The sequence below is a fragment of the Flavobacterium pisciphilum genome, assembly GCF_020905345.1.
Classification (GTDB): domain Bacteria; phylum Bacteroidota; class Bacteroidia; order Flavobacteriales; family Flavobacteriaceae; genus Flavobacterium; species Flavobacterium pisciphilum.
Window position 1 is genome coordinate 1,678,510 of sequence record NZ_JAJJMO010000001.1, and the last position, 19,198, is coordinate 1,697,707.

12 protein-coding genes and 2 tRNA genes are annotated in these 19,198 nt (G+C 31.6%); 6 read left to right on the top strand and 8 right to left on the bottom strand.

Going from position 1 to position 19,198, the window contains the following annotated elements; all coding sequences use genetic code 11:
- Positions 1-118 precede the first annotated feature (118 nt).
- The 3 genes from LNQ49_RS06635 to LNQ49_RS06645 all read right to left on the bottom strand — a co-directional run bounded on the left by LNQ49_RS06635 (position 119) and on the right by LNQ49_RS06645 (position 10,290).
- Positions 119-6,025 carry a DEAD/DEAH box helicase gene (locus LNQ49_RS06635; protein ID WP_229987896.1) on the bottom strand — a complete coding sequence of 1,969 codons (5,907 nt, stop codon included), beginning with the start codon at positions 6,023-6,025 and terminating at the stop codon, positions 119-121.
- A gap of 6 nt (positions 6,026-6,031) precedes the next feature.
- On the bottom strand, positions 6,032-9,052 hold the full coding sequence (locus LNQ49_RS06640; RefSeq protein ID WP_229987897.1) for a hypothetical protein: 3,021 nt from the start codon (positions 9,050-9,052) through the stop codon (positions 6,032-6,034).
- Positions 9,053-10,041: 989 nt separating this feature from the next.
- Positions 10,042-10,290 carry a helix-turn-helix domain-containing protein gene (locus LNQ49_RS06645; protein WP_229987898.1) on the bottom strand — a complete coding sequence of 83 codons (249 nt, stop codon included), beginning with the start codon at positions 10,288-10,290 and terminating at the stop codon, positions 10,042-10,044.
- 580 nt (positions 10,291-10,870) lie between these two features.
- Here LNQ49_RS06645 and LNQ49_RS06650 point away from each other — a divergent pair.
- Both LNQ49_RS06650 and LNQ49_RS06655 read left to right on the top strand, forming a co-directional pair.
- Positions 10,871-11,620, top strand: a complete 750-nt coding sequence (locus tag LNQ49_RS06650; RefSeq protein ID WP_229987899.1) for a TonB-dependent receptor plug domain-containing protein — start codon at positions 10,871-10,873, stop codon at positions 11,618-11,620.
- 24 nt (positions 11,621-11,644) lie between these two features.
- The gene (locus LNQ49_RS06655; protein WP_229987900.1) at positions 11,645-11,914 is read left to right on the top strand and encodes a hypothetical protein; all 270 of its coding nucleotides are present in this window, start codon (positions 11,645-11,647) and stop codon (positions 11,912-11,914) included.
- A 703-nt stretch (positions 11,915-12,617) separates the two neighbouring features.
- Here the strand turns inward: LNQ49_RS06655 and LNQ49_RS06660 are convergent.
- A tRNA-Ser gene (locus LNQ49_RS06660) sits at positions 12,618-12,705 on the bottom strand.
- 405 nt (positions 12,706-13,110) lie between these two features.
- Here LNQ49_RS06660 and LNQ49_RS06665 point away from each other — a divergent pair.
- From LNQ49_RS06665 to LNQ49_RS06680, 4 genes are all read left to right on the top strand, one after another.
- Positions 13,111-13,479 carry a winged helix-turn-helix transcriptional regulator gene (locus LNQ49_RS06665; protein ID WP_229987901.1) on the top strand — a complete coding sequence of 123 codons (369 nt, stop codon included), beginning with the start codon at positions 13,111-13,113 and terminating at the stop codon, positions 13,477-13,479.
- A 92-nt stretch (positions 13,480-13,571) separates the two neighbouring features.
- A complete protein-coding gene (locus LNQ49_RS06670; RefSeq protein WP_229987902.1) occupies positions 13,572-14,576 on the top strand; it encodes an MsnO8 family LLM class oxidoreductase in 1,005 nt (334 codons plus the stop codon).
- 289 nt (positions 14,577-14,865) lie between these two features.
- A complete protein-coding gene (locus tag LNQ49_RS06675) occupies positions 14,866-15,084 on the top strand; it encodes a tautomerase family protein (protein ID WP_229987903.1) in 219 nt (72 codons plus the stop codon).
- Positions 15,085-15,106: 22 nt separating this feature from the next.
- Positions 15,107-15,841 carry an SDR family NAD(P)-dependent oxidoreductase gene (locus LNQ49_RS06680; RefSeq protein WP_229987904.1) on the top strand — a complete coding sequence of 245 codons (735 nt, stop codon included), beginning with the start codon at positions 15,107-15,109 and terminating at the stop codon, positions 15,839-15,841.
- Between the two features lie 124 nt (positions 15,842-15,965).
- Here LNQ49_RS06680 and LNQ49_RS06685 read toward each other — a convergent pair.
- The 4 genes from LNQ49_RS06685 to LNQ49_RS06700 all read right to left on the bottom strand — a co-directional run bounded on the left by LNQ49_RS06685 (position 15,966) and on the right by LNQ49_RS06700 (position 19,195).
- A tRNA-Ser gene (locus tag LNQ49_RS06685) sits at positions 15,966-16,053 on the bottom strand.
- Between the two features lie 150 nt (positions 16,054-16,203).
- On the bottom strand, positions 16,204-16,602 hold the full coding sequence (locus tag LNQ49_RS06690; RefSeq protein ID WP_229987905.1) for an acyl-CoA thioesterase: 399 nt from the start codon (positions 16,600-16,602) through the stop codon (positions 16,204-16,206).
- 5 nt (positions 16,603-16,607) lie between these two features.
- Positions 16,608-17,741 carry a 3,4-dihydroxy-2-butanone-4-phosphate synthase gene (gene ribB / locus LNQ49_RS06695; protein WP_229987906.1) on the bottom strand — a complete coding sequence of 378 codons (1,134 nt, stop codon included), beginning with the start codon at positions 17,739-17,741 and terminating at the stop codon, positions 16,608-16,610.
- Between the two features lie 2 nt (positions 17,742-17,743).
- On the bottom strand, positions 17,744-19,195 hold the full coding sequence (locus tag LNQ49_RS06700; protein WP_229987907.1) for an LptF/LptG family permease: 1,452 nt from the start codon (positions 19,193-19,195) through the stop codon (positions 17,744-17,746).
- Positions 19,196-19,198 lie beyond the last annotated feature (3 nt).

The window sequence follows — 19,198 nt, forward strand, 5'->3', positions numbered from 1 at the left end:
TTTCAATTCAGCAGTATAGAAAACTTTGGTGCTTTTACCATGTATAATTAATAAAATCACAATTGTTTGATTCTTCAGTGTTTACTTATTCAATGATTTCAGAATGAAGATTATGGAGCTAATAATTATCAATACTTATATTATAAATTATGTCATGTGTTACATCTTTTCTGATTTCAAAAATTTGATTTTCCAAAGTCATCTCCTGCGAAGAAAGTCTTTCTAAAGGTTTCAATCCGTGAGCGATACCTCCATCTATTCTAATAGTAAAAGACATATCATCTGAAGTAAACTGAAAAATTCTATAATGTGGTAATCTTGCTTCATCATTTGCAGTAATTTTAAAACTAAAATTACTAGAGAGTTCATCCAAATCATAGATATAATCTTCGTACTCTTTATAATTATGAACAATAAATTCAGGGTAATTAAAATTTTTAAATCCTGTTTTTTCTAGATGAACAGTGAGTTCTGAAATAGTTATAGAACATAAATCTTTTAATTGATCAATAAATTGAAGCATTAAACGCATTGAAAATTCTGATTGATTAAATTTATCAAAATAGGAAACATTGAAATTTCTATCTTTAATTTTAGATATAAAATCACTTGAATTACCTAAATTGTCTAATACAATTTTGGCTAAATTATTACTTTGAGTTCCTCTCTGAATTGACTGTATTTTTAATTCGTACAAGTTACTAGAATCAAAATTTGGCATTATGAAAGAAGAATATTCAGGAATAATCATTTCTTCAATTTTGTATTGTTTATTGTCAAAATTATCTACCCAAACGGAATCTAAGTTTACATAATTTGATTTAGATATAAATCCAATTTTTTTATGATTTTCCAGAACTAAAGATAGATGTAAAGAGTAGTCTAAAATTCTATAATTATTCCCCTTTTTTAAGTTGTAATTATGGGAAAGAAGATATATTGATAATTTTTCCTGATTGTTTACATATTTTATTTCTCCTTCGATAATTAGATTTATTTTTATCCTATCTCTTTTTAAGTTTTCTAGCCAATCTAAGTTATCTATTTCCCAATCAGATATTTTGTCACTGACATGGATGTTTATTTCTTTGATTCCATAATGGTAATTTAAACTTTTTATTTCATCATTTAAGGATCCAAAAATAGAATTGATGTTGTGGTTTGCAGATACAAGTTCAACGGGTAATTGATTTGTAATTGCAGAACTTAACCAATCAACAGCAATTAATCGATCTAAATTTTCAATGTGCCATTGGGTGGACCTATCTATCAAACATCTGGTACATGCATTTTGACATTCACAATTGCTTAAAACTTTTAATGCCTGCTCAAGTATTTCTTTCGTATACATGCTAAATTGCGAAGCATAACCGGCACCACCTTTAGCAGTATCATAAATGAAAATAGTCCTGTAACTATTATATTTTTTAATACCAAACCCTAGTTCAGATTCTTCAATAGCTAAATGTTCCGCTAAAGCTTTAGTAAAGATTACACCTAATGAATAAGCTAGTTTTTTATCATTAACAAAAGAGTTATCTGCTTTTTTAAGCCTTATTTCTGTAAAATCAGTTTTAAATTTACTTCCTAAAATTATATGATCTCGAATATTTGTAGCAGTACACGCACGTTCACCTTCACCGTTTTTACCACCTCTTAATCTTGAATGCCCATTTAATTTTTCGTTGGTTGTTTCTACCTTACCACAATCTAGACATAAGCTATAACCTTCACCATCTCCGGTATTATAAAAAAGGATTTCGGTATCTTCCTCCGAATTAGATCTGAAATCGATGAAACTATTTTGTTCTGCTTTCCATGGTTCAATGTTTAACAATAAAGGCTCTAAATATTGAGGTTTGCTTTTTTCTGATATTACCCTCGTAGGAGTGCTGTAAAGATCGATTGAAAAACCCGCAGGTTCGACCAGTTCTGTATAATTTCCTTTGTGATCTCCTAAGTCTATTCCAATAAAGGAATCAGCATTATCGCATTTTGGGCAATTACCTTTTATCTTTCCAAATTCAATTGTTCTTTGGTAGCCACAATTTTTACAAGCTTGTAAAGTAGTACGCTCTGCAGTATTTCCCCAATTATTCTTCATTATTATCCCAGAAGATTTATAATTTAAACCATCAATAAGGATATTATTTCCAGGAGCGAATTCAGTAAGAGCTCTCGCAATAGGATAGCTAGGATTAGATTTTAGTTTATCATTATTTTTAGCAGTTATATCAGAGATTGTTAATTTCTCGAAATCAACAATACCTGTTGGTAAACCAGCATTTGGTAAGAAATTTTCTTCAGAAAGATAGCCTAAAACAAATTTTTGGAAAAATTGTCCTTTTCTATAATTTACAGCCTTATAAGCTGGACTATTATCTCCAAAATCTTTTGCTAATTCTTTTAAGTTATTTTCATATCCTTCTTTCTGTTTTTTAATTCCTAAAATTATTTTCTTAAAGTTCTTTGTAACTATTATTTTTAATTGTTTTGGACTACAATTACTTAAAGGAGTCCCTTTTACTAAATAAATTAGTTGATTGTCATATTCCGTAATATTTTTATTTTCTAAAAAGTTTAAAAAGTTTTCCGCAATTGTAGGATTTCCATTAAAGAAAAATTTATCTATATTTTCTTTAATATTAAGTCCTTTATTTTCGTTGTCTTGCTGTCTTATAAAAACACCGAACATAAATGAGTTTACGTGTCTAGTGATTATAGTTTTACTATCAAAGGCTAAAATTGGCGGTGCTATTTTATGTTCTAATGCCCATTTTGGATTGTTCATGGTTCTTAACCCAATTGGATTTGGAGAACAGAAAGTGAGTGCTAATGACTTATTTTCAGCTCTACGACCAGCCCGACCTGTTCTTTGTAAATAGTTTGCCGGCATAGGGGGAACGTTACTCATTACTACTGCAGAAATTCCACCAATATCGACACCCATTTCCATTGTAGTTGAACAACTAAGAATGTTAATTTCACCTGTTTCAAATTGTTGTTCTAGTTCTTTAAGTCTTTTTTTGCTCTGTTGGGCAGAATGTTCACCGGCTAAATATAATTTTCCGAAATCAAATATACGTTCATGTAGATCATTCCAAAGACCTTTATTTCGAGCCTCTTGACTATTTTCTTTCAGCCATGTATCGACTTGGTTTTTATTAATAAGTTCATTCTCATTGCTTAAGTGATAGGGATCCGAATAGGTTGGAAATTGATAATTTTTATTATTGTCTATTTTATAGTTTTTTACATTTTCCTGAGTAAGGTTTCCTTTAATTGAAGGGGAATAACCTCTAAAAACCTTGTCTACTAAACGATTTGTAACAGGACAAAGGAATTCTTCACCAGCAATTTCAAATTGTGTTTTTTCTAAAAAATTTAATTTATACCCGGTACTATCAGCAGTAAGGATTTTTTCTTGGAGAGTGCGCCATATTTTTTCTAATAATTCATTAAGTTGATCCTCTCTTTCTGTTGTTATTTCATCTTTATCACACCAGCCTAATCCCGCACATATCAATAGAACTAATCTTGATTGAACAATTGAATTTGGGTTATAAGGCGCCCATTTTGCACCAACAGCATCAGAATTAGATGGGTGAATTAATTGCGAGCGATAAAATTTTGAGGTGAAAGACCACATTCCGTCGTCAAAGAAAAAATGAAATTTATACCTCAAGATATAGTCAGCTGCAATTTTTAGTAAACTTTGCCATTCATTTGTTGTAATATTTAAAGTGCTTGCTATTTGTGGTAAAATAATATTTTCCAGATCAGGATAAACAATATTAACTAAACCAAGATTTTCAAGAGATCGCTCTCTTGGAATTCTTCTGGCAAACTGATCATAAAGTAAAGATTTTGCATAAGTTTCATTTTCAGTTCTTATATTGTTACCTTTTGCACTCTTAAAAAAAAGTGTTTTGAAATCCTCTTTTTCCTTGATATAATCAATAATTTCTCTCCAAGTTGTTCGACTGTTTTGCAGTGTTTGTGAACCGCCATTATTTATGTCATTATTAATTTTATTAATTCTTTCTTGAGTATCTTTTTTCAAAAATATAGGTACTTTCTCTAATTGATCGACAAGATATGCTCTTTCCTCAATAAGTTCTTGTTGAGTTCTATCTGTTTGGTTACTTTTTAATTTTTTTAATAAAAAGTGATAAGTTTGATACCTAATCCAATCACTTTCACTGTCAATATTTATTAACGCAGATATTTTAGCAGTTCCTTGTCTGCTATCTGTGAAGGATATATATTTTCTACCTTTATATAAAGTTTTTGAAGTAATGTTTTTAGCATCTTGAGTTTGATCTAAAACAATATCCGATAAGATTCTATTTGTAAAAGCAGACGAAATTCTGAAATGTATAGGATATTCATTTTGATTTCTGCATTGAGGACAATGACTATCATCAGTCATTAGAAAATCGTCACCAGTTATTAGGTCATTATTTTCTGAAATTGAAAAAGGGAAAAGGTTTTGATTTCTAATATTGTCAATATTTTTATTTGCAATGAATCTCACTATGTTTCCAACCCTAGGAGTTTGTTCATTCTCATCTTTTTCTTCGGTTTCTTCATTTTCGATATTAAAAGCATCATAGCCGTTACTAACTTTTTGATTTATTTTGTCTTTACCATACTTTCCTTTTGTCCTTTCACCTTCTAGCATCATAGTTCCACAGCTTCTACAAGCTATTAACTCTAATAGTGGATACTTACAGCTACATTTATTAGCAGTAATTGTAAACATTGTTCCCAGTGCTTTTTCAGGTTTATTTTCTTTGTGTTTGTTACATTTTAAATTAGTACAAACATATACTCCGCCAATTCCTCGGGTGAAAAAATGCCCCCTTGTAGGTAATAAATTTTCAGATTTGATTTTTTGATCTGCAAGGAGATCTATAGCTTCTAGTTGTTTATATTTATCTTTAATATTTAGTTTTTTACCTATTTCTTCTAAACCTAATCCTGGAGAGTTTAGAAATTCATTTCTCAAAAGTTTAATATTGTTTTGAGAAAGATGAGTAGATAAATTAGGAATATCATTATCCGCAATTTGATTATTTACTCTTTTTCCTTGTATGATTTCTATTTGATCTATAGATATACCACATAGATCAGACATGAATTTTTTAAGAATGTCAGTATTTCCATTACCAACTGTTGCAGAGGTAATCGCAAATCTAATATTTGATATATCTACCTCAAATGCAGAAATAACTCGACGAATCAACAAGGCCATTTCTACGGCTTTAGATCCGGTTAAAGTGTGCGCTTCGTCAAGTAATATCCACCTTAGTTTTCCTTTTGATTTTTCAAGAATTGGTACATCCGCATTTCTTACCAACATATATTCTAACATAGTTGGATTAGTAAATAAAATTTGTGGAGGAGTATCTCTTATTTGTTCCCTTGAAATGAGTTCAGGAATTTTCTTTTTCTTTTTTTCACTGTTATTTTCTTTATTAGGAGTATCTCCAGTTAAAAGAGCGTATTTAATACCATCGAGAGAAGAACACCAAGCATGCATTCTTTTTCGTTGACTTGTAATTAATGCATTTAGTGGATATAGAAAAATAGCGTTAATTCCAATCTGGTCTTTACAATTTTCGTAAATATCATGTAACACAGGCAACATGAAACATTCTGTTTTACCTGATCCTGTGCCTGTTGTTACTGCTATGGATTTTTTTTGTTTTAGTAATGTATTCCAACTTTTTACTTGATGTTTATAAGGATGTCTTTCTTTTGGAAATTGAAAATCTTTGTCTTTAATAGAATCCAATGCCTGAATAAATTTTTGCTGAAATACAATATTGGTTTCTCCAAATTTTAGTTTGTCTTGTTCCCAGGGAAATGTGCCTTGAAATATAGGATCGGCCATTATTGGCTCTTCAAAAAGTAAATGCTTAAAATAATCTTGCATTTCCTTATCTCCGGTTGCCCAAAGAGAAAGAATGGCATCAGTTAATCTATTCTCTGTTTTAGTATAAAATTCTTGAAAGTTCATAATTTTTTAAGTGTTTTTCAATACGTGTAGTATTGTCTTAGTGTAAAACTCGGGATTCAAATACTGACTATATTGTATATTTCGACGGATATTTTCTCTGAAATCATTTCCACCCCATAAAGAAAGTTCGTTTTGTATATTGCTAATCGATTCTGCAACAGCAATAGGGGATTTTAGTAACAATTTTACAGGTATATGATCGTCGATAGTTATGTTATAATCATTTGTGATTTTTGGAGTCAATTGAGGAAGCTCTTTAAGAACTCTTTCTCCAAGTTGAGCTCTTAATTCACGAATATCACTATACATAATGTTTGGGTTTTGAATATTTTCTCCCATTATGAATTTTAATATATCATTAAATTCATTCTCTTGCATATATTTTGATAATATTCCAAGAATATTATCAAAATATTGACCATTGTATGATTCATTCAATTTATTTAATGCCGTTTCCCAATCATTCTTTTTTACCCAATGAAAGCATATACCTAGATCTTGTTCCATCTCTGTAATTTGTCTTTGGATGAAATCATTAATATCATATTGATTAATGCCCAAATAGAAAAAAGCTTTAGAAGCAACTTCTGAACTTCTCGAAATTGATCTTAATTGGTCAAATGTTGAAAAAGGTAAATCGTGTTTTACACATATATTAAAATAGGCAAGTAATCGATTCCATATATCATCATCGAAGTTTCGTTCAGAAAATTCAGCATGATAATTTTTAATTCTTTCATTTTTATCTGTACCAACGAAGGTTTGATCTGTATTAACGAAACGCGGCATTAATTGAGATTCTTTTTTCTTTGATGAAATTATGATAAATTGATTAAGAATATCGTTTTTAGGAATTTTATAACCTTCTTCATTTTTTGATAGTGGTATTAACTCAATAAGTTCAGATGAACAATTTAGCGGAACAGCGTATATTTCAAGTTCATCATCAGAATTAAATAATGACAGATTTCTTTCAAACTGATTTTCGACATTTAGAGTATGACTAAAACCCGAAATTTCATAAACAATTGACTTTTTACCTTCTATAAGTTCAATTTGAACTTTGTTTTTGTAATCCATTGCATCGGCTAAATAATACAAACGAACTATTTCATTTTTTAAATCTATAATTGGATACGAAACTTCTTTTATCTCTTTAGTGATTTTTACATCAGATTTTAATCTGTTTTTTATACTTATAACTGTTCCAGAATTTTGAGAACTTAAAATTCTGAGACCATACAAATTTGAAATAGACAACTTCTGACCTTCTGGAACTATATTGCCATTCCTATCTATAATAGTCATTCCTTGAAAAGGAGATTCTAACTCAAAATATAATTTTTTTTGATTTACTTCTCCTATATTTCCTTTTAATCCCGTAGGTATTTTTAAAGAATGGTTGTTTATTTTTAGGAAATAATTATTGTTTTTCTTTTCAAGATCAAAAATAGTTGATTGGTACAGAGTGAAAATTAAGGAATCAATATTTTTTACTTCGAGCTTCGAAAATTCAATAGATTTGGTGATATATTTGATTTGAAAATCTCCAATATTAAAAAACATATCATAAGCTACAAGATTGTCTTTTTCTATTTTAATATCAATACAACCGAGAGGTATATATTTAAGATTTAACAGTTCTTCCCAAATTGTATTTGAATTGTGTTTTTTTATCCAAATTTTAAATTTATTTTCAGGGAGTCTGTGGTTGTTTTCATCATAAATTATAATAATCGGTTTTCTTTGTACGATAACCATACTTCCTTTTATTATCCATTTTGGTTTTTGACTTACGATAGTCCAGTCAAAAGAGTTTACATCACTAAGATATTTTAGTTTTTTCTCCTCATTGTTAATCTCTACTTCGCCTTCAAATTCTAACCAGGATAATATAATATTATGAAGGGAGATTTTCAAAGATGGTAAGTTACTATTCCAATATTCTGGAAAAAGTATAGATGCTTCTTTATTAGACGCACTATTTCCTTTTATTAGTCGCCATTCGTTGTCTGAGTGTTTTGACCATAAAGTTGGCTCATATAAGTTGGGAAGAGTTTGGATGAAATCAAGTACTTCTGCTTTTTCACCATCACGAATGACATAAACATAAGGGAACGCATTTTCCCCATCCCATTCTTGATTTTGTAATTGATATCTGTCAGTTTTATAAATTCCGTTTGTCATTTTTCGAAACTTGCATATCAATTCATCGTTTAGATAAAATTGATACTCTTTTTCTGTAGCATCAAATCCTAAAATATTGGATAGTGACTCTGAAGTATATTTGTCAGCAAACCCAAGTCGTAGATGTATAGAAATAGTATCATTTTTAAAACTTAAAATCCAGTAATTTTTTGGTTTAGATAGCCGTTCTTTTTGATTAAGAGTACTTTTTCTTAATTTTAATTTACTAGTAATATTGGTTAAAACTTCATCAGAATTTAACAGGTCATCGTAAATGTTTTCGTCATTAAGAATTGATTTTACTATTTCAAAGCAATTTTCATAAATAATATCATTTTGACCTAATTTTGGAAGAAGATTGGTAATCTGTGGTTTAAACATAAAATCTTCCATAATTTCCGGCTGTTCTTCTAAAACAGCAAGCAAGAAATTTTGATAATTACCTTGATTCTCTACAATATGTGCTAATGGAAGTCCACCTTGTAGAAGTAAGGTTCTGAAAAATAGAGTGTTTTGTTTAGTTATCCATTTGATACCTAACATTTGTGCACCCTTAATTCCAAGTTTATAGTATTGCTCGCTTGTTAAATCAAAAGAGGTATTTATTGCTATTGAATTTAAAACTTCTTGTTTGCTTAGTTTGCCTCCATTATAATTATTCTTCCACCACTGTGCATAATAGAGCGTAACATCTCTAGGGTCAATGCGAGATGGTCTCGCTGTTCTAAGCTCTATTACAAGCTTCTCATAATCATTATTGCTCAACATGTATTTCCAAAGAGGCCTTCCGTCGTGCTTCGGTAAATTATTTTTTAGAAGTAAAGTAGAAAAGAAGCTCATGAATAATTTATTTTAATTTATTCGACAAAGTTTAAAAGCCTTTGTGCATTTTAAGTACATAGCAATAATCATGTTTCTATTTGTAATTTATTTGGTGCTTTCAACTTTCATATTATTTTGTGAATCAGAGTAGATTTGTAACTATAACATATTATGCAATTCTTTTAATTACGAAACTAATGGTTAAAATATAATGTATTTTACGGTTTTCCATATTTGAATTAAATCAGTTATATTTTAAAGAAGAATATTGGGATGTAATTAAATCATTTTTTTATTAAGAATTATCAACATGTTTATAACATGGTAAAATCAGGTAATTCTACGTAGCCTAAATTGTACAGTTAATTAATATTTAGATTGTACATATGAAAAAGTATAGATATAGTTAATTTTCCACTCTCAAAGAAATATCAGCTAAATCTCTTTAAGTTTTTGAATAATTCTAAATTTTTACTGTTTTCTAAAACTTTAGATTGTATAAAAGTTTTACTAATGAGAAAATTAAAATACAAGTTTATAAAAATGTTGCTACGAACGCAGATTGGGATTTTTAAGGAGAGAGTATAAAAAGTAACTTATCAAATATGAGAGTAGAAAGAAATTACATTTGGAGTCCTAGTAAAATTACAGAATAATACAGCTTTTAACTTTGAGTTAAAAAAAGATTTTAATGATGGAATAATTAAAGAATTGTTAGATAGACTTTTCAATCTATTCAATGTGAAGAAGACCAATGACAATTCAGCATTCTATAATATTTGAATTATTTAACAAATATAATCCTGCGTGGCTATCTATGTTTTGGGAGAGATCTAAAAAAAAGAAAATAACGTAGTTGTCCATTTATAATCTATTTTGATTTACCTTATACAATAATAATGCTTATAAGATAACTTCTATTTCGTTTTTGCAAAACGTTCTTATTTAGTAAAATTTCTGCACTAGATTATTTTTGTAGAAAATGATAACAGAATCTTGGAAACAACTTATTCTTTATCTAAAAGAAACTCGAAATTAAATAATTCTGAAGGATGTATATTTAAGCCTTTTGAAAGTTGTAGTACTGATGAGAGTTGAATGTTGGTTTCTCCTTTTTCAATTTTACTAATATCACTATGATCTAGGTCACATCTTTGGGATAATTGCCTATAACTTAATTTTTTTGCTGTTCGAAATTTTCCCAATTGCTTTCCAAATAATATTTGAAAATCTTTTTTGTCATGACTGTTACTCATTGTTAGTAGTTGAATAAGCAATTTCCGTAGTTTTATGAAAAATATTATGGGTTTTTAAACCCACAATACTTTTTAATATATTTGTTTTTAATTATTAAATTTGCGATTCTTCATATAAAAACATTTGAAGCATTCGCTTTGAATCTCGCTCTTGAAAACTGGTAATTTTTGCAACGAGATGATAAGTAAGATGCTCACACTTTATGGCGTGGGCTCACTTATTGTTGCGTGGGTATACCAGTACCTCAAGAGCAGTAAGCTGAGTTCCATGCCATTTTTTTTGGTACTAATTCTCCGCTTATATTCTTAGCGTTCCCCCTTCATTTTTCCTAGTCTCGCATTTAGTTAAATATCTAACCAAAACTATCTGCTTATGAATTAACTTTTAAAGTCATTTTTACTGCCTGCATTGTCATGATCTTATTTTGAATTAGTTACTTGTATAGTTGTAGGCTTTTAAAAAGGAAGAATTACTCAGGGCTTTATTAGAGCCAAAAAAAGCTCTCTAACCGGTCGCCAAACTAGCATAGAGAGCTGAATTAATAAAAACTTTCGTTTCAAATTAACTAATCCCAAAATTATGAAAACTATTTCATTGAACAAAGGGTTGGCGGCACTATGGTATCCGTTTATTTTCGGGTTCTACCTCTTTTGCACACCAGCCTTAGCGCGGAATACCTTATTCTCTAATTCACAACAGCAAACACAGGTGAGCGGTATTGTAACTGATGGTACAAACCCTCTTCCAGGTGTGAGTATTTCGGTTAAAAACCAGAGAAACACTGTCGTCACAGACTTTGATGGTAAATTTACCATAACAGTATCACCTGATGCGAATCTAATTTTTACGTATATCGGTTTTAAAAACATTGAAATTCCAGTTGCCCGACGTTTACTAATCAATGTGCAGATGGAGCAAGATCAGACTACTCTTCAGGAAGTCAAAATTAATGCAGGCTATTATTCTGTCAGGGAAAGTGAACGTACTGGTAGTATAGTGAAAATTAAAGCCGGAGATTTCGATAAACAACCCGTCAACAATCCTTTAGCTGTAATGCAGGGACGTATGGCGGGAGTAAACATCACTCAAAACACAGGAGTGCCGGGCGGCGGCTTTAATATTCAGATTCGCGGTCTTAATAGTATTCGCGGTGACGGAAATGATCCATTGTACATTGTAAACGGGGTTCCATATTCATCACAGTCGTTGGGAGATCCGACCGTTTCGGCATCTGCTATTTCCGGTGTTACAAATCCGCTGAACAATTTAAATGTATCGGACATAGAAAGTATTGAGGTATTGAAAGATGCAGATGCAACAGCAATCTAAGGCTCTCGCGGGGCAAATGGTGTGGTGCTGATCACAACAAAAAAAGGAAGATCAGGAGAAACTCGTTTTAATTTCAATGCATTTACTACAGTCGGCAAAGTGGCAAGAAAAATGGATTTAATGCAGACCAACCAGTATTTGGCGATGCGTGCAGAAGCTTTTGCTAATGATGACATCACTGAATATCCTGAAGGTGCTTACGATATTAACGGGACTTGGGATCAAAGAAACTGTTCGAGTTTAAAAACAAATGAGCTTGATAGTTCAGATGTGGGCATATCTTCCTTTTTGTAGGTATTGGTGATGAAATCCAAAAGTAAATCCTTCGCTCTTTTTTACTTCTGCAGTGAAGCCGGTGTGCGCTCTCCCGAATTGACTCTTTTGGTGAAGAATAAGTTGTAATTATCCATAATCTCAATTATGGTTGGGCCTTCAGGCTGGTTGATTTTTACTTTTCCTGTGAGTTCAGCTTTTAATAATTCTAAGTCACCTTCAGGGTCAATCCTGAAGAGTTCAGTAAACTTTTTTTAGGCATTAAGCTGCGTAAGATCAAGAGAGCTTTTAATTACCTTCTCTTTTTCCGCCTTCAATGTATTTTTCAAGTGATTTGTCTGAATCCATCTTTCTTTCGAGATGAATTTTCTCGAGGCGATTGTAATTTTTTTGTTTTTATAAGAAAGTCTTAGAATAATAGATGATTCTCCGTCTCGATTAACCCTCTCAGATTTTAGCAAGAAAATTACTTTTAACATGTTATTTAGTTTTAAAATCAGTAATAAAATTGAATTAAAAATTTTAAGAGAACCCATTGATAGTAGGGAATTCTTTTATTTTAGTACACAATTCTGGAAAAGTGAATCAAAAAAACTGAGGACACATTGGGTAACTATTCTTGGATAAAACATGTACTTTTTGAAAAGTATACAAAAACAAAAAAGCCTTTAAACACTAGTGTTTAAAGGCTTTTGACTTTTAAAGTTTCTTTTGAAACTTCTACTGGCGGAGAAAGAGGGATTCGAACCCCCGGACCTGTTACAGTCAACAGTTTTCAAGACTGCCGCATTCGACCGCTCTGCCATTTCTCCAGTATGTCGCTTTCATTATCTGATTGCGAGTGCAAATATAAGATGCTTTTTTCGATTATAAAAACTTTTTTTTAACCTATTTACAAAGAAAATAATATGCTAAAAAAAAGCCCCATTTAACATCAGTTAAAGAGCTAGATTACAGCAGAGAAAGAAAAACGGCAAGTAGCCGTTAAATTCTGAAAAGGAAGATAATGCATAAGCATTCTTTGAATAGTAATTGTTGAGCTCTTTTTAAGAGGTAATAATTATCTTTGTAATAGTTTTTTATATAATTACTCCCTTTTGAAATATACAATGTCCAAGTTATAAATACTAAAAGAATACGTTTACATCTATTTAAATGCAACAAATAAGTTTTTGAGTCAACTTAGGCCAGCTGAAAACTAAAATAAATATTGATTTATGTACGAAAGAAAGATAGAAAAGGATTATTCCTGTGGTTTAGAGATTACAAGTGAAATTATTGGTGGGAAATGGAAACCTACTTTAATAAATCTTATTCATGAAGGTATCATTAGACCCAGTGAACTACAACGAGCAATGCCAGCTGCGTCAAGACGTGCACTTAATATTCAATTAAACGAACTTCAGGAACATGGTATTATAGAAAAAAAAATATATGCTGTTTTACCTCCTAAGGTCGAATACTCATTAACAGATTTTGGTAGATGTCTGCTTCCAATAACCCTTGCTATGGAAGAATGGGGAAATAAGTATCGTAATGAATTTAAAAAACTCCTTGAATTAAAAAAAGAAACAGTCAATAAATAAAGTTGTTATAGGGAATAAGTATGCCCTATCTGAATCGTTATGCCGTTATTGTGGTAACTTTTTTTTGGTCTTAAATTTGTAAAAAAAAAGTTATGATTAATTTAAGCATATTAGATTACTCTCCGATTGATGAGATGAGTAATTCGAGAGAGGCATTAATTGCAACCACAAACTTAGCTCAACTAGCTGATAAATTAAACTTTAAGCGATTTTGGGTTTCTGAGCACCATGGAATGCAAACTTTAGCTGGAAGCAACCCAGAAATGTTAATGATGCACCTTGCAGCCAACACTAAAAACATACGCATTGGTTCTGGAGGAGTAATGCTACAACATTACAGTGCATACAAAGTAGCAGAAGGCATTAAGCTTATAGAGGCTTTGTATCCTGGTAGGATTGACCTTGGTATTGGAAGAGCTCCCGGAGGAGATAAAATTACGCACTCAGCACTAAATATCGGAAAAAGTAGAATTTCATCATATGGACAACAGCTCAAAGATTTAAAGGCCTATTTGAGTGGTCAGGAAGAAATAACTTCTTCATTTCCAGGTTTAGTTCCAACACCGGTTATAGATACATTGCCACAACTATGGTCTTTAGGAGCAGGTGGCAATGGAGGTTTACTTGCTGCCCAAGAAGGTACATCTTACATCTTTGCACATTTTATCAATCCTAGCGGAACGGGATTGCACGCAACAGACGATTATTTGTCTAATTTCAACCCCTCTGTAATAACTCCTAAACCACAAAACATGGTTGCTATTTTTGTAGCAGTTGCTGAAACAGAAGAGGCAGCCGAAATACTTGCTAAAGGATTTGATCACTGGATGCTAATGATAGAATCTGGGCGTGAAACTCCCTATTATATGAATTTTGAAAGCATTAAAGATTACCCTTATACATCAGAGGAAAAAGAAATCATCAAGAACAACAGAAGAAGGATTGTTGTTGGAAATGCTGATAGTGCAAAACAACAAATTGAGCAACTTGCTACCGCATACCAAACCAATGAAGTGATGGTATTGCCACAAGTTTTTGGTAAAGAAAACAGAATGAAAACCATCGAATTATTATCAGAGGCTTTTAAACAGAATTAGTTACTTCACTTATATAGAAGCAACAAAAATCTGCATGCTTCTTACTTTATAAATCGAAACAATAAATTTTAAAATTTCCCCCCAGTAGTATTATATACTAAGATTGAGGTAAACAATTAGCGCACTACAAATATGCATACAAAATGCGTAGCTGTATTAAGTAATTCTTTAATAATCGATGAGAAACTAAACATGAAACGGGATTCCGTTCTGAAGTTCCCTTTCCGCCAATAAGGCACTTTAATTAATAAAATTTGAATAACCGCGATAAGCATAAAACAAAACAATCATGCCGTACATAAAAATTGAAATTACGCGAGAAGGCGTTACAAGAGAACAAAAACAAATCCTTATAAAAGGTGTAACCGATTTAATTACACAAACATTAAACAAAGATCCACATTTAACCCATGTAGTAATTCAGGAAATAGATCTTGATGATTGGGGATATGCTGGACAACAAGGGTCAGTAATAAGAGAAAAGGCTTTACAAACGATAAAAAAATAATAAATCAATAAATAATAAAACAATGAAAAAACAGACAATAGTAGTTACTGGTGCAGCATCAGGGATTGGAAAAGGAATTGCAAAATATTTTTTAGACAGAGGTGATAATGTAGTTATTAACTCATTACTATCAAGTACGCTTGAAGACACATTCAAAGAACTTGGTGCAGGTGATAACCTTGCAATGGTTGCTGGAGATGTAAGCAACAAACAAACCGGAGAACAATTGGTAAACGTAGCTCTTGAAAAATTTGGCTCTGTAGATGTGTTGGTCAACAATGCTGGAATCTTTGACAGCAAACCTTTTTTAGAAGTAGATGAAACCTATTTGGATAAATTTTTGAAAACAAATTTCAAAGGAACTTATTTCACCACACAGGCTGTAATTCCTCAAATGCTACAGCAACAGGATGGAGTTGTAATTAATATAGGGACACCATTGGTTAATCACGGTTTTGGAGGGCTGCCTGCTACAGCATCAATTTCAAGTAAGGGTGCAATTCATGCTTTAACAATTCAATTAGCAGCCGAATTTGGTAAACAAAACATTCGTGTCAACACTATCGCACCGGGCATAATTCGTACACCAATGCACGGAGACAAGGCAGATCAAAGCGCTGGTTTACACTTGCTAAACCGTGTAGGAGAGATTGATGATATTGCAGAAATGGTGTACACTGTTGCAAAAAGTAATTTCATCACGGGTTCAATTATCAATGTTGACGGTGGTAAAGGTGCTGGACGCAACTTAAACTAAGAATAAAATGGATTCATCATACTTTAAGAATATAGATGTTCTCTGATAGTCCAAAAAGAAAAAAGCCTTTAAATACTTGTATTTAAAGGCTTTTTATTTTTAAAGTTTCTCTTGAAACTTATACTGGCGGAGAAAGAGGGATTCGAACCCCCGGACCTGTTACAGTCAACAGTTTTCAAGACTGCCGCATTCGACCGCTCTGCCATTTCTCCAGTATGTCGCTTTCATTATCTGATTGCGAGTGCAAATATAGTGTGCTTTTTCGATTATAAAAACTTTTTCAATGCTTTTTTTACTGTTTTTTTTACTCGATTTTCAAGTATCTAATTATCAGTATTTACGAATGAAACTTTTTGCTTTTATTATTCTGGATTATCCAAAATTGCCACTGGTTTCTTATGCTCGTCAACAGCAACAAACGAAAAAGTCCCTGAAACTACCGTTTCACGAATTTCAGAATACATTTGTTCCATGAAAATATCAACATGAATTTTACAGCTTGTTCTTCCAACACTAATAACTTTCGCTACTAATTCGATTAAAGTCCCCGCAGGAATTGCTTTTCTAAAGTCAATTTGACCTGTAGATATCGTCACAACTTTCTTTCTGCTAAATCTGGTAGCACATATAAATGAAACTTCATCCATAAGTTGTAATGCTGTTCCTCCGAATAAAGTATCATAATGATTCGTCGTATTTGGAAAAACAGCTTTAAATATATGCGTTTCAGATTTTGCAATTCTTTCTTCTAACGTCCCCATATTCATTAATAGTTTACGTATTCTGTTATTTCAAGACCGTAACCTATCATTCCAACACGTTTTGTTTGCTCTGTATTAGATACCAATCTAATTTTAGAAATATCAATATCATGTAAAATCTGAGCTCCAATACCATAATCTTTACTATCAATGATTACTTTTGGTGCTTTCATTACTCCTTGAGATTGTAACAACTTAAGTTCAGTAATACGGCTCAATAAGTTTACAGCTTGCATATCTTGATTAATAAACAACACTGCTCCTTTTCCATTCTCATTAATAACCTTAAACATATCATCTAGCTGTTGTTCTGGGTTATTGGTTAGTGTCCCTAATAAATCATTATTTACTTGTGAAGAATTAATTCTTGTAAGTATTGATTCTCCTAGACTCCAATTCCCTTTTGTCAATGCAATATGAATTTGCTTATTGGTAGTTTGCTCATAAGCTCTTAAACGGAAAGTTCCGAAACGAGTCTCAATGTCAAAATCTTCTTTTTTAACAATCAAACTATCGTGTTGCATTCTATAAGCAACTAAATCTTCGATAGAAACTAATTTTAAATTGAATCTCTTTGCTACCTCTACAAGTTGAGGTAAACGAGACATAGTTCCATCTTCATTTAAAATTTCACAAATAACTCCTGCTGGTTTAAACCCTGCTAATCTTGCAAAATCTATAGCAGCTTCAGTATGTCCTGTTCTTCTCAATACTCCACCTTGTTTAGCAACCAATGGAAAAATATGTCCCGGTCTTGCTAATTCATGTGGTTTTGTATTTGAATCTGTCAATGCCAATACAGTTTGTGATCTATCAGCGGCAGAAATTCCTGTAGTTACTCCATTTCCTTTCAAATCAACTGAAACTGTAAAAGCAGTTTCCATATGATCTGTATTATTAGTAACCATTGGTTTTAAATCCAACTCCTTACAACGGCTTTCTGTTAATGGTGCACAAATTAATCCACGACCATGTGTTGCCATGAAATTAATCATTTCTGGAGTTACTTTTTCTGCTGCAGCAAGAAAATCACCTTCATTTTCACGATCTTCATCATCTACTACAATAATTACTTCACCTTGACGAATAGCTTCAATAGCCTCTTCAATAGTATTAAGTTGTATTTTATTTGTTGACATAGTTAGGTTTTGTTTTGAGAAGAAATGAATCTCTCAGAGAATTTTTTAAATAACTTATTTAATGGCGCCAAGACAGCATCCATGCTTATTAATCCAATATCGTTTGTAGCGCGATACGTTAATAAAACAGCTAATGGCGTAAGTATAAAGGTAGACATCCATGCTCCCATAAAAGGAGTCAATCCGTCTTCTTGTGAAATTCTTTTTCCGAAGGTATTGATAAAATGAAAAGTAATAAATATCAATACTGCAAAAACTATTGGTAATCCAAGCCCCCCTTTACGGATAATTGCTCCAAGTGGTGCACCAATAAAAAACATTAAAAAACAAGCAAAAGCAATTACAAATTTCTCGTAAAGTGCCGTAAGGTGTCGGTTAATATTTCGTTGTTTTTCTTTTAATTCATTTTTTGTAGCATCGATAGAATACATTGTACTTGTAAGATTGCTACTTGCCACCTTAAGTACTTCTGCTTTTTTATCATTGGTATAAAGCGATAAAAGATCGTTTGGTAATGGTTTCTTCTTTTTATCCAGCTTAATTACCGGCAAGCCTTTGGCAATACCTACTTTTTGATTGATATTTTCTGAAAAGGAAAGAATTTCAGTATCTAGATTTTTAGTTAATGAATCTAAAGTATAGCGCAATTCACTAGCATTTAGCATTCCGTTAGTATTACCAATATCTTGATTATCCTCCACTTTATTTAGTTCTGACAAATCGATATTAATGATTTGCTTTTTAAATGCTCCTTTTATAAAAGGCATCTTGCTTCTATCTTCGTATTTCTTAGGCGTTACATCTTGGTAATAATAACCATCATTAAGCACAAGTTGAAGAATACTAGATTTATCATTACTGATTAATTCACCTGTTTTAGACTTAATAACCGTTTTGTTTTCACCGCTATTATTTGCTTTCTCATGAATTGTCACTCCAGTAAGAATATTTCCGTTTGTACCTGATTTTTTATTTACTTTAATATTATAAAAACCTACATCACTAAATTGCCCTTCGGCTATAGCCATTGCAGGCTTAGCTTGCGCGATACTTTTTCTAAAATTAATGAATTTATATTCAGCATAAGGAATTACATTATTTGCAAAAAAGAAGGCAACTATACTTAAAAAGCATATAAACACAATTAAACCTCTCATGGCTCGCTGTAGCGAAATCCCTGAAGCTTTCATTGCTGCAAATTCGTAGTTTTCGGCTAGATTTCCAAACGTCATAATCGAAGCCAACAAAACCGATAACGGTAACACCAACGGAATAATTCGAGGCATCGAAAATAATAAGAATTTAACAACTAAAATTAAATCCAAGTCTTTACCCGCCAACTCTGCTATAAATAGCCAAACGGTTTGAAGAATGAATATAAAAAATAGAATTACAAATACCGTAGCAAATGTAAGAAGGAAAGTTTTTAATAAGTATTTGTCTAAAATTTTCAACCC

Coding starts and splice junctions, on each gene's coding strand:
- LNQ49_RS06665 (WP_229987901.1), top strand. CDS start 13,111: ATGTACGAAAGAAAGATAGAAAAGGATTATTCCTGTGGTTTAGAGATT.
- LNQ49_RS06645 (WP_229987898.1), bottom strand. CDS start 10,290: ATGAGTAACAGTCATGACAAAAAAGATTTTCAAATATTATTTGGAAAG.
- ribB (WP_229987906.1), bottom strand. CDS start 17,741: ATGTCAACAAATAAAATACAACTTAATACTATTGAAGAGGCTATTGAA.
- LNQ49_RS06635 (WP_229987896.1), bottom strand. CDS start 6,025: ATGAACTTTCAAGAATTTTATACTAAAACAGAGAATAGATTAACTGAT.
- LNQ49_RS06640 (WP_229987897.1), bottom strand. CDS start 9,052: ATGAGCTTCTTTTCTACTTTACTTCTAAAAAATAATTTACCGAAGCAC.
- LNQ49_RS06650 (WP_229987899.1), top strand. CDS start 10,871: ATGAAAACTATTTCATTGAACAAAGGGTTGGCGGCACTATGGTATCCG.
- LNQ49_RS06680 (WP_229987904.1), top strand. CDS start 15,107: ATGAAAAAACAGACAATAGTAGTTACTGGTGCAGCATCAGGGATTGGA.
- LNQ49_RS06690 (WP_229987905.1), bottom strand. CDS start 16,602: ATGGGGACGTTAGAAGAAAGAATTGCAAAATCTGAAACGCATATATTT.
- LNQ49_RS06675 (WP_229987903.1), top strand. CDS start 14,866: ATGCCGTACATAAAAATTGAAATTACGCGAGAAGGCGTTACAAGAGAA.
- LNQ49_RS06670 (WP_229987902.1), top strand. CDS start 13,572: ATGATTAATTTAAGCATATTAGATTACTCTCCGATTGATGAGATGAGT.